A 14,198-nucleotide genomic window follows, 5' to 3' on the forward strand; every position below is an offset into this window, starting at 1 on the left:
GATCGCGTCGGCGCGGGTGGGACGCGGCATGCCGGAGACGGTCATGCCTCCCTTGTACGCCCCGCAATCGTGTCGCTCTGTTACCCGCATTGAGCGCACCGGTGAACGTTGCCCGCGACGTGAACGGGCCGTGAACCCGCCATGTCCTGAAGCGACGCTTCGGGGGACGGGCACGTTCGAGCCCGTCAGGCGAAGAACGCGTCGAACTCGTCCTGCTCGAACGGGTTCGACCACACCTCGACGATCTTCCCGTCGCGTACGTGGTAGACGTTCACGTGGCGCCAGGAGAAGCTGCGCTCCGGCGCGTCCACGCGCATGACGTAGATCCCGACGGCGTGGTCGGCCGAGCCCAGCACGTCGTGCGCGTCGATCGTCAGGCTGCCCCCGCTCACCTCCCGCACCCGCGCGCCGAACGCACCCCGCCCGCGGTGCGTCCCGGAGACGCGGCTGTGCCCGGGGACGTGCACGACCATGTCGTCGGCGAGGACCTCGGCCATCGCGTCGGCGTCGCGCGCGGCGATCGCCTCGATCGCCGCGCGCAGGATCGTCTCGTTGTCGGCCATGGGCCCAGTCTCACCACCGCGCACCGGCCCCGGCTTCGTGCGCGAGGGACGAACCGGCGGCGGCAACTCTTCGATCGTGGACGACCCGCTGCCGCGTCCGCCCCCGGTACCGTCGTGGACCTGACGAAGGGGTCACCGGATGCGCACGCGAGCGGACACGACCGCACGTACCGTCGAGCTGGACCTGGAGTCCGCCATGCTGCGGGTCACCGACCACATCGGTGTGTTCTACCGCGGTGACGCCGAACGGGACGCGTTCGTCGTCCCGCTCGTCGGCGCGGCCGTCGCCGCCGGGTGCGGGGTGATCTACGTGTGCGACCGGAGCACCCCGCGCCAGGTCGTCGAGCAGCTGGCGGGCGGCGAGCCCGACGTCGCCGAGGCGGTGGCGCGCGACCAGGTGCGGATCGTGGCCTCCGACGAGGTGTACCTCGCGGGCGGGCGGTTCGACCCGGAGCGGACGGTCGGCTTCTACACCGACGGCCTCGCCCGCAGCGCCCGCGACGGCTACCCGGTCACCTGCGTGATCGGCGAGATGAGCTGGAGCCTGCGCGGCTGCCCCGGGACGGAGCGCCTGATCGAGTACGAGGCGCTCTACGCCGAGGAGTTCGACGCCGTCACCGCCATCACGCTGTGCCTGTACGACCTGGAGCAGACCCGCGGCGAGCAGCTCTACGACCTGCTGCGTCTGCACGACCGCGTGGTGCTCAACGGGATCGAGATGCGCAGCCCGCACGTCGACCCCGCCCTGCTCCTGCCGGGGCGCGGCAGCCGGGCCTGAGGGGGCGGCCGGTGCGCGCGGGCGCCGGTGCGGCACGCAACGGCGCCGGGCGCGGCGCGATGCGCACCGTCACCTACGAGGAGCTCCAGGGGACCGTGGTCGGGCTCAACGCCGTGGTCATGCTCGGGTCGTTCATGCACGCCGCCCCCAGCTCGGCGGCCGCGGCGGAGCTCGCCGCGGGCGGGCTCGCCGCGGTGACCCGGCTGCCGCTGGCCGCGGTCGCCTGGTATCCGGACGGACCCGACGCGCCGCCAGCGGTGACGCCGGGCCGAGCGGGCGGGCCCGGATCCGAGGACGGGGTGGGCGGCGCGCTGCGCCTGCTCTGCCCGCGGCTGCACCGGCTGCGACCGACCTGGTCGGCGGGCGCGGCGGTGCCCTCCGAGCTGCGCCGCGCGGGCGTGCAGACCCTGCTCGCCGTGCCCTTGCGGGTCTCGACCGAGTCGTTGGGCTACCTGCTGGCGGGCGGGCGCACGGAGGCGGTGCCCGAGGACCTCACGCTGGTGCAGGCGCTGTCGGCGCAGGCGTCCACCGCGCTCTACGTCGCCCGGCTGCGGGAGACCGAGGAACGACGGGTGCGCGCGCTCGACGAGCTCGCGGGCGACCTGCGTGCGCAGGGTGACCTGCTCGCCCGCGCGCTGGCGCTGCAGGAGGAGCTGATCGACCTGGTGCTGCGCGGCAAGGACGCGCACGCGATCGTCGGGCATCTCGCGGACCGGATCGGCGCGCCGGTCTGGCTGCTGGACGCCGAGCGGCGCGTCCTCGGCCACGCCGGGTGCGGGCCACGCGCGGTCGTCCCGCCGCGGGCCTCCGAGCTGGCCAGGGTGCTCAACGGGCACCAGCCCGAGCACGCGCCGCGGTCGGTCGACCTGGGCACCGCCGCCGGCGTGCGCCCGTTCCTCGTGCAGCGCGTGGCCACCCACCGCGAGACGTTCGGGTATCTCATGGTCGGGTCCACCGAGCTCGGGCCCGTCGACCACACCACGTTCCAGGGCGGGCGGCTGGTGCTCGCGCTGCGGCTGCTCATCGAGCGCAGCGTCGCCGAGGCCGAGGAGCGGCTCGGCCGGGACCTCCTGCACGACGCCCTGCTGCGCGGCGGCGACGGCACGGTGCCCGCGGCCCTCGCGGCGCGCCTGGGCTACCGCGGTGACGGCCCGGCCGTCGTGGTCGTCCTGCGCCTGCAGGACCCCGACGACCCCGAACGCTCCGGCAGGCGGGCGTTCGCGGTGGTGCGCGACGAGCTGCGCGCGGGTGACCGGGGCCTGGCCGGGATGATCGGGGCGGACGTCGTCGCGATCATCCGGCCCGAGGCCGCGGAGCGCTGCGTGCGACGGCTCCTCGAACGGGTGGGCCCGGCCGTGCCCGCCGCCGTCGGGACGAGCGACGTCCGGGAGGGTCTCGGCGACCTGGAGCCCGCCTACCGCGAGGCGCTCGTTGCGGCGGCGATGGCGCCCCGTGCCCCCGGGGGCGCGCTGCGGTTCCGCGACCTGGGACTGCACCGCCTGCTGTTCGACACCGACCACATCGACCGCCTCGACGAGCATGTCGAGCGCTGGATCGGCCCGCTGCTGCGCTACGACGCCCGCAACAGGGGCAGCCTCGTGGAGACCCTCGGGGTGTACCTGCGCGGCGACGGCCATCTCGCCACGGCGCGCAGGCTGGCCGTGCACCCGTCGACGCTGAAGTACCGGCTCGGACGCATCCGCGAGATCCTCGACGTCGACATCGCCGACGCCGACGTGCGCTTCAACGTGGAGCTCGCCGTGCGGCTGGCCGACGGCATGCGCAGGATCGCCGGCCCGGGCTGAGGCCGGCCGGCACCGTCTCAGTCTGAGAATTCGGCCCCGTTCGTCGACTCAAACTTGACTCGTTCAAGAATTGGCGCCACTCTCTGGCCCGTGCCGACCACACCGGACTTCGACCGCATGCTGCGCGGTGCCGCACTCCGCGTGACCCGTCCGCGCCTGGCCGTGCTGGTGGCGGTGCACGAGTCCCCCCACGCCGACACGGACTCGATCATCGGAGCCGTGCGGGAGAGCCTCGGCGAGGTCTCCCACCAGGCGGTCTACGACGTGCTGCGCGTGCTCACGGGCGCGGGCCTCGTCCGGCGCATCCAGCCGAGCGGTTCCGTCGCGCGCTACGAGTCGCGTGTGGGCGACAACCACCATCACGTCGTCTGCCGGTCGTGCGGCGTCATCGCCGACGTCGACTGCGCCGTCGACACCACGCCGTGCCTCAGTGCCTCGAACGATCACGGGTTCGTGATCGACGAGGCCGAGGTCATCTACTGGGGCGTCTGCCCCGACTGTTCCACCACGCACAGTTCGACGCTCTGATCGATCGGAAGGATTCCCGTGTCTGACAAGCCCGACGCCGCAGTTGGCGAGATGAACGTGGAGGAAGCCGGAGGTTGCCCGGTGCACACCGGCCGGCTCGGGCACCCGACCGAGGGTGCGAGCAACGCGGACTGGTGGCCCAACCAGCTCAACCTGAAGGTCCTCCGCAAGCACACCCCGGCCTCCGACCCCATGGGTGCCGACTTCGACTACGCCAAGGAGTTCAACTCCCTCGACCTCGACGCCCTGTCCGCCGACGTCGACGCGGTGCTGACCGCCTCGCAGGACTGGTGGCCCGCCGACTTCGGCCACTACGGCGGCTTCATGATCCGCATGGCCTGGCACAGCGCCGGCACCTACCGCGTGGACGACGGCCGCGGCGGGGCGGGCGCGGGCATGCAGCGCTTCGCGCCGCTGAACAGCTGGCCGGACAACGGCAACCTGGACAAGGCTCGCCGCCTGCTCTGGCCGGTGAAGAAGAAGTACGGCAAGAAGATCTCCTGGGCCGACCTCATGGTGTTCGCGGGCAACCGGGCCCTGGAGACCATGGGCTTCACGACCTTCGGCTTCGCAGGCGGCCGCGCCGACGTGTGGGAGCCGGACGAGGACGTCTACTGGGGCCCGGAGCGCATCTGGCTCGGCGACGAGCGCTACACGGGCAACCGTGAGCTGGAGAAGCCGCTCGGTGCCGTGCAGATGGGCCTCATCTACGTCAACCCGGAGGGCCCGAACGGCACCCCGGACCCGCTGGCCGCGGCCCGCGACATCCGCGAGACGTTCGGCCGGATGGCGATGAACGACGAGGAGACCGTCGCCCTCATCGCGGGCGGCCACACCTTCGGCAAGACCCACGGTGCCGCCGACGCCGACAAGTTCGTCGGCGCCGAGCCGGAGGGCGCGCCCATCGAGCAGCAGGGCTTCGGCTGGAAGAACAGCTTCGGCTCCGGGAAGGGCCGCGACGCCATCACGTCGGGCATCGAGGTCACCTGGACCCCCACCCCGTCCCGGTGGAGCAACTGGTTCTTCCACAACCTGTTCGAGTACGAGTGGGAGCTGACCAAGAGCCCGGCGGGCGCCAACCAGTGGACGCCGAAGGAGGGCCGGGCGAAGAACACCGTGCCGGACCCCGAGGACGGCAAGCTCAACCGCTCCCCGGGCATGCTCACGACCGACCTCGCACTGCGCTTCGACCCGGTCTACGAGCCGATCTCGCGGCGCTTCTACGAGAACCCGGACGAGTTCGCCGACGCGTTCGCCCGCGCCTGGTACAAGCTCACCCACCGCGACATGGGGCCGATCCAGCGCTACCTCGGCCCGCTCGTGCCGCAGGAGGAGCTGCTCTGGCAGGACCCGGTGCCGGCCGTCGACCACGAGCTCGTCGACGCCGCCGACGTCGCGGCGCTCAAGGCGAAGATCCTCGACTCGGGTCTCTCGGTCGCCCAGCTCGTGAAGGCCGCGTGGGCGGCGGCGTCGTCGTTCCGCATCAGCGACAAGCGCGGTGGGGCGAACGGCGGCCGCATCCGGCTGCAGCCGCAGGTCGGCTGGGAGGCCAACGACCCGGACGACCTCGCCCAGGTGATCCGGGCGCTGGAGAGCATCCAGGCCGACTTCAACGCCTCAGCGGGCGGTGGCAAGAAGGTCTCCTTCGCCGACCTCGTCGTCCTCGGCGGCGGCGCCGCGATCGAGAAGGCCGCGGGCGGCGCCGTCACGGTGCCGTTCACGCCGGGGCGCACCGACGCCACGCAGGAGAAGACCGACGTCGAGTCGTTCGCCTACCTGGAGCCGGTCGCCGACGGCTTCCGCAACTACCGCGGCAAGGGCGACACCCTGGCCGGCGAGTACCGCCTGGTCGACAAGGCGAACCTGCTGAACCTGTCCGCCCCCGAGATGACCGTCCTCGTCGGCGGCCTGCGGGTGCTGGGCGCCAACACGGGCGGGTCGTCGCGGGGCGTGCTCACCGACGCGCCCGGCACGCTCACCAACGACTTCTTCGTGAACCTGATCGACATGGGCACGGAGTGGAAGGCGGTGGCGGGCGACGACGACGCCTTCGAGGGCCACGACCGCGCCTCCGGCGCCGTCAAGTGGACCGGCAGCCGCGTCGACCTCGTCTTCGGTTCGAACTCCGAGCTGCGGGCACTCGCCGAGGTCTACGCGAGCGACGACGCGAAGGACAAGTTCGTGGCGGACTTCGTCGCCGCGTGGGCGAAGGTCATGGACCTCGACCGGTACGACGTGCGCTGATCCGCACCTGACCTGCACCGCTCGATCCGGTGGCCGCGGCGTGATCGCCGCGGCCACCGGCCGTTCCGCGGCTACTCGCAGGCCAGGCCGTCGCCGTCCGTGTCGAGCGCCGCGCTGTAGCCGGGCTCGCCCACGGCGAGCGGGGCGGCGCCCGCGGCGCGGGCGGACGCGCAGTTCGGGTAGCGCACCGGGGTCGCCGCCCCGCGCGTGGTCGTCGGGGTGGCCCGGCGCGTCGTGGACGGCGTCGCCCGGCGCGTGGTGGACGGCGTGGCGGGGCGGGCCTTGCTCTTCGACGTCCGGACGGCGGAGGGCGAGGTCGAGCGCGAGGCCGACGGCGTGGCCGAGCCGGTCGAGGTGGCCGGGGCTGTGGTGCTGGGCGGTGCGACCGGCGTGGTGACAACGGCCTGCGGCGAGGCGGGTTCGTGCACGGCTGCGCGCCCCACGAGTCCGGCGGTGAGCAGCACGGCGGCGACGCCCGCCGCGATCCACCACGGCCCCGCCCGCCGCGTCCGCGGCGCCGGTTCGGCGACCGACCAGTCGACCACCACCGCCGGGAACGTCTCCAGCGGTGGCGGGGACCAGTCGTCCGTCGCGCGCGGGAAACCGATCAGCGGGTCCGGTGATCTCCGCGGCGGCGGGACCGTGACCGGATGGATCGCCGTCACCTCCGAGTCGGGGATGGGGGCCGGAGGCGGGATCGTGCCGGGGACGAACTCGGGGACGAACTCGGGAGTGGCGTCGGCGTCGGGGGTGGCTTCGGGGACGGTGGCCAGGGCGGCCGGGGAGGCCGGGGCATCGCGGCGGCGGGTGGGGGAGGGCTTGGGGGGCGCCTCGCCGGACGGGGGGGCGTCGGCGTGATCGGGGACGGACACGTGATCGGGGAGGGACAGCGGCAGCCGCGTCGTCACCGGCTCCGCGGCGTGGTCGACCGCGCCGCGGTCGGCTGCAGTGTGGTCGCCCGCGCCGTGGTCGGCTGCAGTGTGGTCGCCCGCGGCGTGCGACGCGGCGACCCGCGGCATCTGCAGCTCCACCACGACGCCGTGCGCGGTGGACCGCAGGCATGCGGTGCAGGCCGGGAGCTCGCCCCGGTCCAGCACGTCGTCGACCAGGCGGGCGTACTGCTGCGACGTGCGGTGGTCCAGCCTGCCGAGCACCCGCCCGTCCAGCCGCACCTCCAGTAGGCCCGGGTCGCGACCGCCCTCCGGCTCGCACCAGGCGAGGACGACCGCGACCTCGCGCCGTTCCGCGCGATCGTGCGGCCGGTAGCGGTCGAGCACGTCGTCGTCGTGGCCGCCCAACCCGTCCCGGTCGAGGGGGACGGTTCGTCCGGGCGGCAACAGGGTGAGTCCAACGGTGGAGTTCTCCATGGCGCGTCCGTTTCCGTGGGGAGCGGTACGGCGGCGATGATCACTCTGGGTCACCGCATGCCACTCTGACGTCGCACGATGGGGGGTGTGGCGTTACCGAGCGGGGCTGAATCGGTAGCAATATCGCACGGCGTGACCACCTGCACCACCGGGGGTGACGGTCCGTGAGTCAGGCCGAGGTGATATAGGCGGTGCGCGTGCCGCTCGTGATGGTCGCGCGGTCGCCCGGACCGTCTCGGCGCCCCGCGTCCTCGCAGGGATGATGCATGCCTCGCAGAGGCTGCGGCCCCTGCGGGGTGTGGCGGAGGTCGGTGAGGACGGTCGACGGGGGACGGGGGACGGTCGGCTACTCGCAGCCGATGCCGGGCTTGCCGCCGCCGTCGAGCCCGTAGACGTCCTCGCCGACGATCCGCACCGGCCCCCGGACGTACGCCGGACCGTTCCCGCTGCCGCCCTCGCAGTCGACGTCGGAGGCGATCGGCACGCAGGCGCCCGCGTAGTTGGGGTGGCATCCGCTTCCGGCGGCCTTCGTGGGCTTCGGTGTCGCCTTGCTGCTCGTCGGCGCGGTGTTCGTCGGCGCGGTGTTCGTCGGAGCGCTGCTGCGCCGGATCGACGGCGCCGCGGACGTCCGGGACGCCCCGCGCGACGGCTCGGCCCGGGTGCTGGCCGGGATCGGCGTCGGCCCCGTCGTCGACGGGGCCGACGCGGGTGCGAGCGGGGCGGGCGCCGTGCCGACCGGGGGCGACGCCGGGGCGTTCGGCGCGGCTGCGGCACTCGTCCGCTCGGCCGTCCCGGTCCGTGTCGCGACCGCCGGATCGCCGTACCGGCTCCCGATCCCGATGAGGGTGAACAGCCCGACGACACTCGCCGCGACGAGCACGGGCAACGCGCGGCGCTTCCGCGGCGGCGGAGCCTGGGACGGAGCCTGGAACGGAGGCGGCGCCGGCCGCGGCGCACCCGTGCCGGTCGGAACGCCGCCGGGGGTCCGCGGCGCGGGCACTCCCGCCGCGTCGACGGGACCGCGCGGCCGGGGGACCGCCCGGCCGGCGGTCGCGTCCGCCGCGGGGAGCCGCAGCTCCGCCTGGATCCCGCGCTCCTCGACCCGCAGTACCGCCACGCAGCCCGGGCGCGCGCCGCGGGCCAGGGCGTCGGAGATCACCGGCGCGTAGCGCTCCGACATCCGAAAGGTGAGCTCGCCGATCCGCCTGCCGCCGAGCCGTGCCTCCACACCGCGCCGCCCGGCGTACTTGCCGGACGCGATGCGGCACCACCCCAGCTCGACGACCACCTCGCGCGGGAACGGCGCGTACGCGGCGAGGGCGTGCTGGTGGTGCTGCTCACCGGTGAGGGTGACGGACCTGTCGGCGGGGAGGAGGTCGAGGTCGGGCACGGTGAACGGGGTCCTGTCGGGTCGGGAGCGGGGAGCGTCGGGGAGCGGTCGACATGATGGTGGTCGTCCGATGCGGCGTCCGGTGTTACCCGGATCACCCGGCCGGCCCACGCCTGCCGCTGCAGGCGATCCGCGGGCGCGGCCATCGCGGCCAGCCGCGCGGGCGCGGCCCTCGCGGCCAGCCGGATCCGCCCCGGCGACGCCCTGCAGGTTCGACGGCGAGAGCGCGCACGGGCCGAAGGAGCTGGTGGCGCTGCCGATCAGGTTCCTGTCCGTCGTCGCCTGCCGCACGGTCCAGGACTAGTTTCACCCCCCGTGAACTCTGATCATCTTCTGCTCGGGCCCGGCCCGTCCGCGCCGTACCCCGAGGCCGTCGAGGCGTTGCAGCGGCCCGTCCTCGGCCATCTCGACGCCGAGTACCTCGGCGTCGTCGCCGGGATCGCCGACCGCCTGCGGGCGGTGTTCCGCACGTCCAACGAGCTCACCCTGCCCGTCAGCGGGACGGGCAGCGCCGGCATGGAGGCCTGCGTCGTCTCGCTGGTGGAGCCGGGCGAGACGGTGATCGTCGGGGTGAACGGCTACTTCGGCGAGCGGCTGTGCGAGGTGGCGCGCCGCGCCGGGGCGCAGGTCGTGCGGGTCGAGGCGCCGTGGGGCACCGCGCTGGACCCGGCGGACCTCCTCGCCGCCCGCCGCGCCCACCCGCACGCGGCGGTGCTCGCCGTCGTCTCGGCCGAGACGTCCACGGGCGTGCGCAACGACGTCGCCCCGGTCGGGGCCGAGCTGGCGGGCACCGACACGCTGCTGCTGGTCGATGCCGTCACCGCCCTCGGCGGCACCCGGCTCGAGGTCGACGCGTGGGGGATCGACGCCTGCTACTCCGCGTCGCAGAAGTGCCTGGGCGCCCCGCCAGGGCTCGCCCCGGTGACGCTCGGTCCGCGCGCGGTGGCGAAGATGGCCGCGCGGCGCACCCCGGTGGGGTCGTTCTACCTGGACCTCGGCCTGTTGCAGCGCTACTTCCTCGCGAGCCCGCCCACCTACCACCACACCGCGTCCTCGACGCTCGCCTACGCCCTGCACGCCGGGCTGGGCCGCCTATTGGAGGAGGGGATCGAGCAGGTCTGGGAGCGTCACGCCCGCGTCGGTGCGCTGCTGCAGGCGGCGCTGCCCGATCTCGGGTTCCGGCTGGCGGCGGCGGAAGGCGTGCGGTTGCCGCAGCTCACCGCCGCCCTGCTGCCCGACGGGGTGGACGAGGCCGCGACCCGGCGCCGGCTGCTCGACGAGTACGGCATCGAGGTCGGCGGCGGGCTCGGCGAGTTCGCCGGCCGCGCGTGGCGGATCGGCCTGATGGGGCACGCCGCGACCGAACGCTCGGTCGTCACGGTGCTGGGTGCGGTGCGGGAGCTGCTCAAGTCCTGAGCGGCTCGCGCCCGGTGAGGGCCAGGTAGCGGTCCCGCCACGGCGCGCCGGGCGGGACCGCCGCCGGCGTGCGGTAGATCCCGAACTCCCGCCACGTGCGCGCGGTGGGTGCCGTGCCCGCGAACATCCCGCGGGCGAGGTCCTCCCCGAGCGGGCACGGCGCCCCGATGAGTGTCGCGACGTCGTACGCGGAGAGCGTGCGCGCGATGTTCAGCTGCCAGAGGTAGTCGGCGGTGGTGCAGTCGCCGAAGGAGCAGTGCACGACCGCGTCCGGATCGGTGACGGTTGCGGCGGCCGCGCGGGCGGCCTCGCCGATGCGGACGAGGCCCGCGGCGCGGTCCTCGCCGAGCAGGTCGCCGTCGAAGCGCGTGCGGCCGACGTCGTCCATCGTGGCGCCCGCGAGCATGGCGGGCACCCACGCGTCGTCGTAGGCGAGGTGGTCGACCGCCTGCCGCAGCGGCCGCGGGCGGTCCGCGCCGGGCATGTCGAACACCGGTGGCAGGACGACCGTCCAGTCGGTGATCCGCGTGAACACGCCGACGGCCGCGGCGTCGGCGAGCAGGAACACCCGGGCTTCCTCGATCATGCCGACCACGGTACGGGGGATTGCGGCCGGTTCCGGTCCGCAATAGGACATCGGCGATCGGTGAGCGCGGAAACCGTCGGCCGGTCTGGGTAGCCTCCCGGCCGTGAGCACTCCCGTCACCCCGCCCGAGGTCGCCGAGCGGCACGCCCGGCTGGCCGCCGAGGTCGCCGATCACCAGTTCCGCTACTACGTGCTCGACGCCCCCGTGATCTCGGACGGGCAGTTCGACGAGCTGTGGCGTGAGCTCCTGGCGATCGAGGAGGAGCATCCCGAGCTGGTCGCGCCCTCGTCGCCCACGCAGCGCGTCGGCGGCGGGTTCACCACCGAGTTCGGCGCCCAGGCCCATCTCGAACGCATGCTGAGCCTGGACAACGCGTTCACCACCGACGAGCTGCTGGCCTGGGCGGAGCGGATCACGCGGGACGTGGGCGCCCACGGCGTGCACTACCTGTGCGAGCTCAAGATCGACGGGCTGGCGGTCAACCTGCTGTACGAGAAGGGGCGGCTCACCCGCGCGCTCACCCGCGGAGACGGCCGCGTCGGCGAGGACGTCACGCTCAACATGCGCACGCTGGCGGAGGTCCCCGAGCGGCTCCGTGAGAGCGCCGAGTTCCCGGTGCCTGCGCTGGTCGAGGTGCGCGGCGAGGTCTACTTCCGGCTGGACGACTTCGCCGCGCTCAACGCGCTCATGGTCGAGGCGGGCAAGCCGCCGTACGCGAACCCGCGCAACACCGCGGCCGGATCGCTGCGGCAGAAGGACCCGCGGGTCACCGCGTCGCGGCACCTGCGCCTGATCTGCCACGGCTTCGGCAAGCGCGACGGCTTCTCCCCGTCCCGGCAGTCCGAGGGATACGCGGCGCTGCGCGCCTGGGGGTTGCCCGTCTCGGAGCGCACGGTCGTGCTGGCCGGCATCGACGAGGTCGTCGCGCACGTCGAGTACTGGGGCGAGCGCCGCCACGACATCGAGCACGAGATCGACGGCGTCGTCGTCAAGGTGGACGAGGTGGTGCTGCAGCGCAGGCTCGGCTCCACCTCCCGCGCGCCGCGCTGGGCGATCGCCTACAAGTACCCGCCCGAGGAGGCCACCACCAGCCTGCTCGACATCCAGGTCAACGTCGGGCGCACCGGCCGCGTCACGCCGTTCGCGGTCATGGAGCCGGTGGTCGTCGCAGGCTCCACCGTCTCGCTCGCCACCCTGCACAACGCGGACGAGGTGCGCCGCAAGGGCGTGCTCATCGGCGACCGCGTGGTGATCCGCAAGGCGGGCGACGTCATCCCCGAGGTGCTCGGGCCGGTCGTCGAGGCCAGGGACGGCACGCAGCGCGAGTTCGTCATGCCCACCCACTGCCCGGAGTGCGGCACCGCGCTCGTGCAGCAGAAGGCGGGCGACGTGGACCGGCGCTGCCCCAACGCCCGCTCCTGCCCCGCGCAGCTGCGGGAGCGGCTGTTCCACGTCGCAGGACGGGGCGCGTTCGACATCGAGGGCCTCGGCTACGAGGCCGCCGTCGCCGTGCTCAAGGCCGGTGTGGTGCAGGACGAGGGGGACGTCTTCGCCCTCACCGAGGAGGACCTGCTGCGCACCGAGCTCTTCCGCACCAAGGCGGGGGAGCTGTCGGTGAACGGGCGCAAGCTCCTCGGCAACCTCGAGGCGGCGAAGGACCGGCCGCTGTGGCGGGTGCTCGTCGGGCTCTCGATCCGCCACGTCGGTCCGACGGCGGCGCAGGCGCTGGCGCGCGAGTTCCGCTCGATGGACGCCATCGAGGCGGCCGCCGCGCAGGCCGCGCGGGACACCGCGGCGGCAGGGGTGGTGATCACGTCGGACGGGTCGGCGGCCGAGGAGCTGCCGGGTGCGGACGGCGTGGTGGCCGGCGATCCCACCGTGCCGGACGACTCCGGCTCGGCCGCCGATCTCGGTGGTGGGGCCGATGTCACCCCGGGCGGCGCCGATCCCGATCTCGCCGGGTCCGATGCCGACGTCGCCGCCGATGGCGATACCGCCGCTCCCGACGCCGCTGCCGACGCGGTGCTCGCAGCCGCCGCGAAGGCGCAACGCGACGCTGCCCGCGCGCAGGCGAAGGCGCTGGCCGCCGCACTGGCCCCGATCGCGGGCGTCGAGGGTGTCGGCCCGACGATCGCCGCCGCCGTGCGGGACTGGTTCACCGTGGACTGGCACCGCGAGGTCGTCGCGAAGTGGCGGGCTGCCGGCGTGCGGATGGTCGACGAGGCGGACACCTCGGTCCCGCGCACGCTGGAGGGCCTGTCGATCGTGGTCACCGGGTCGATGGAGGGGTTCTCCCGGGACGAGGCCAAGGAGGCCATCGCCGCGCGGGGCGGGCGGGCCGCAGGGTCGGTGTCGAAGAAGACGGCGTTCGTCGTGGCGGGCGACGCACCCGGCTCGAAGTACGACAAGGCCCTCGAGATCGGCGTCCCGATCCTGGACGAGGCCGGGTTCCGGGTGCTCCTCGACGAGGGCCCGGAGAAGGCACGGGCCGTGGCCACCGTGGAGGGCTGAACCCCCCGGTCTCGCCCGGTCTCGCCGGCCGGCCCGGCCCCGGCGCGTACCGGACCGGACCGGTCCGGGTCGCTCGCACGCCGTCGGCACCCGGCATCCGTGTGCCGTCACTCGATCGACTGAGGCGACGGACACATCGACACTCTCCATCTGGGCGGGCCGCGCGACGCCATGACGGACTAGCCTTCTTCCTTCGCCCGCGGTCGTGCGGCCACGGGAGCGATCGGCGGGCTCGAGCGGCCCACGGAAGAGACGAGGTGGCCACGCGTGCTGCAGGCCGTGCTGAACGGATCACGTCCTGCCGACGCGCATCCGGCACTGCCGGTCGTCGCTCGTCATCTCGCGCGCGACGCACGGGCCGTCGCCCGCCTCGGCGTGTCGTCGGTGCACGTGCATCCGCGGGACGCGAAGGGGGAGGAGTCGCTCGACCCCGTGCACGTCGGGGACGCCGTCGCCGCGATCCGCGCCGACGCCCCCGGCATGGAGATCGGCGTCGCCATCGGCCGCTGGATCGAGCCCGATCCCCGCGAGCGCATCGCCGCCGTCCTGCGGTGGGGCCGCCTCGGCATCGGCAAGCCGGACGTGTGCGCGATCAACGTCCACGAGAAGGGCTGGAAGGACGTGTGCGCGGCGGCGGTGTCCGTCGGCATCGGGGTGGAGCTCGGCGTCTGGACCGGCGGCGACGCGGTGGTGCTGCGCCAGAACGGTGTGCCCCCGGGCACGGTGCGGGTGCTCGCGGAGTCGACGGTGTCCGATCCCGAGACCGCGGTCGCCGAAGCCGTCCGCATCCTGCGCGCGCTCGGCAACCTGCCGGTGCCGGTGCTGCTGCACGGCGAGGAGGAGGGCGCCTGGCCCGTGCTGGAGTACGCGCTGCGCATGGGGGTCGACACCCGGATCGGTTTCGAGGACGTCCTCGTGCGCCCGGACGGCTGGCTCGCCACCGGCAACGACGACCTCGTGAGCACCGCGCTCGGCATCCGCGTCTGACTCCATCTGCAACGAGCGGCAC

Annotated in this window: 11 protein-coding genes; 7 read left to right on the plus strand and 4 right to left on the minus strand. The window is 74.1% G+C overall.

What is annotated here, in order from left to right:
• Positions 1-185 precede the first annotated feature (185 nt).
• Positions 186-563 (minus strand): nuclear transport factor 2 family protein, encoded by a 378-nt coding sequence (locus AB7J25_RS18815; RefSeq protein ID WP_428510806.1) that lies wholly within the window; start codon positions 561-563, stop codon positions 186-188.
• A 139-nt stretch (positions 564-702) separates the two neighbouring features.
• On the opposite strand from AB7J25_RS18815, the gene AB7J25_RS18820 reads away from it, so the two are divergent.
• The 4 genes from AB7J25_RS18820 to katG all read left to right on the plus strand — a co-directional run bounded on the left by AB7J25_RS18820 (position 703) and on the right by katG (position 5,918).
• On the plus strand, positions 703-1,341 hold the full coding sequence (locus AB7J25_RS18820; protein ID WP_428510808.1) for an MEDS domain-containing protein: 639 nt from the start codon (positions 703-705) through the stop codon (positions 1,339-1,341).
• 11 nt (positions 1,342-1,352) lie between these two features.
• Entirely contained in the window at positions 1,353-3,146 is a 1,794-nt protein-coding gene (locus AB7J25_RS18825; protein ID WP_428510810.1) for a PucR family transcriptional regulator, read from the plus strand.
• A gap of 90 nt (positions 3,147-3,236) precedes the next feature.
• A complete protein-coding gene (locus AB7J25_RS18830) occupies positions 3,237-3,674 on the plus strand; it encodes a Fur family transcriptional regulator (RefSeq protein WP_428510812.1) in 438 nt (145 codons plus the stop codon).
• An 18-nt stretch (positions 3,675-3,692) separates the two neighbouring features.
• A complete protein-coding gene (katG, locus tag AB7J25_RS18835) occupies positions 3,693-5,918 on the plus strand; it encodes a catalase/peroxidase HPI (protein ID WP_428510814.1) in 2,226 nt (741 codons plus the stop codon).
• A 71-nt stretch (positions 5,919-5,989) separates the two neighbouring features.
• Here katG and AB7J25_RS18840 read toward each other — a convergent pair whose 3' ends face one another.
• Positions 5,990-7,285: an excalibur calcium-binding domain-containing protein gene (locus AB7J25_RS18840; RefSeq protein ID WP_428510816.1), complete on the minus strand. Its 1,296-nt coding sequence runs from the start codon at positions 7,283-7,285 to the stop codon at positions 5,990-5,992.
• A gap of 346 nt (positions 7,286-7,631) precedes the next feature.
• The gene (locus AB7J25_RS18845; protein ID WP_428510818.1) at positions 7,632-8,675 is read right to left on the minus strand and encodes a hypothetical protein; all 1,044 of its coding nucleotides are present in this window, start codon (positions 8,673-8,675) and stop codon (positions 7,632-7,634) included.
• Positions 8,676-8,990: 315 nt separating this feature from the next.
• On the opposite strand from AB7J25_RS18845, the gene AB7J25_RS18850 reads away from it, so the two are divergent.
• Positions 8,991-10,091: a pyridoxal-phosphate-dependent aminotransferase family protein gene (locus AB7J25_RS18850; RefSeq protein ID WP_428510820.1), complete on the plus strand. Its 1,101-nt coding sequence runs from the start codon at positions 8,991-8,993 to the stop codon at positions 10,089-10,091.
• Here AB7J25_RS18850 and AB7J25_RS18855 read toward each other — a convergent pair.
• On the minus strand, positions 10,081-10,677 hold the full coding sequence (locus AB7J25_RS18855) for a hypothetical protein (protein ID WP_428510822.1): 597 nt from the start codon (positions 10,675-10,677) through the stop codon (positions 10,081-10,083). The genes AB7J25_RS18850 and AB7J25_RS18855 overlap by 11 nt on opposite strands.
• 103 nt (positions 10,678-10,780) lie before the next feature.
• Between AB7J25_RS18855 and ligA the strand changes: the two genes are divergently transcribed.
• Entirely contained in the window at positions 10,781-13,189 is a 2,409-nt protein-coding gene (ligA, locus tag AB7J25_RS18860) for an NAD-dependent DNA ligase LigA (RefSeq protein WP_428510823.1), read from the plus strand.
• A gap of 267 nt (positions 13,190-13,456) precedes the next feature.
• Complete coding sequence (locus AB7J25_RS18865; protein WP_428510825.1) at positions 13,457-14,176, plus strand: 3-keto-5-aminohexanoate cleavage protein; 720 nt, start codon at positions 13,457-13,459, stop codon at positions 14,174-14,176.
• The last annotated feature ends 22 nt before the right edge of the window (positions 14,177-14,198 follow it).

The sequence above is a fragment of the Pseudonocardia sp. genome, assembly GCF_050246655.1.
Classification (GTDB): Bacteria; Actinomycetota; Actinomycetes; order Mycobacteriales; family Pseudonocardiaceae; genus Pseudonocardia.

Excerpts from the sequence above, each read along its gene's own strand:
- AB7J25_RS18815 (WP_428510806.1), bottom strand. The coding sequence starts at position 563 with ATGGCCGACAACGAGACGATCCTGCGCGCGGCGATCGAGGCGATCGCC.
- AB7J25_RS18820 (WP_428510808.1), top strand. The coding sequence starts at position 703 with ATGCGCACGCGAGCGGACACGACCGCACGTACCGTCGAGCTGGACCTG.
- AB7J25_RS18840 (WP_428510816.1), bottom strand. The coding sequence starts at position 7,285 with ATGGAGAACTCCACCGTTGGACTCACCCTGTTGCCGCCCGGACGAACC.
- AB7J25_RS18855 (WP_428510822.1), bottom strand. The coding sequence starts at position 10,677 with ATGATCGAGGAAGCCCGGGTGTTCCTGCTCGCCGACGCCGCGGCCGTC.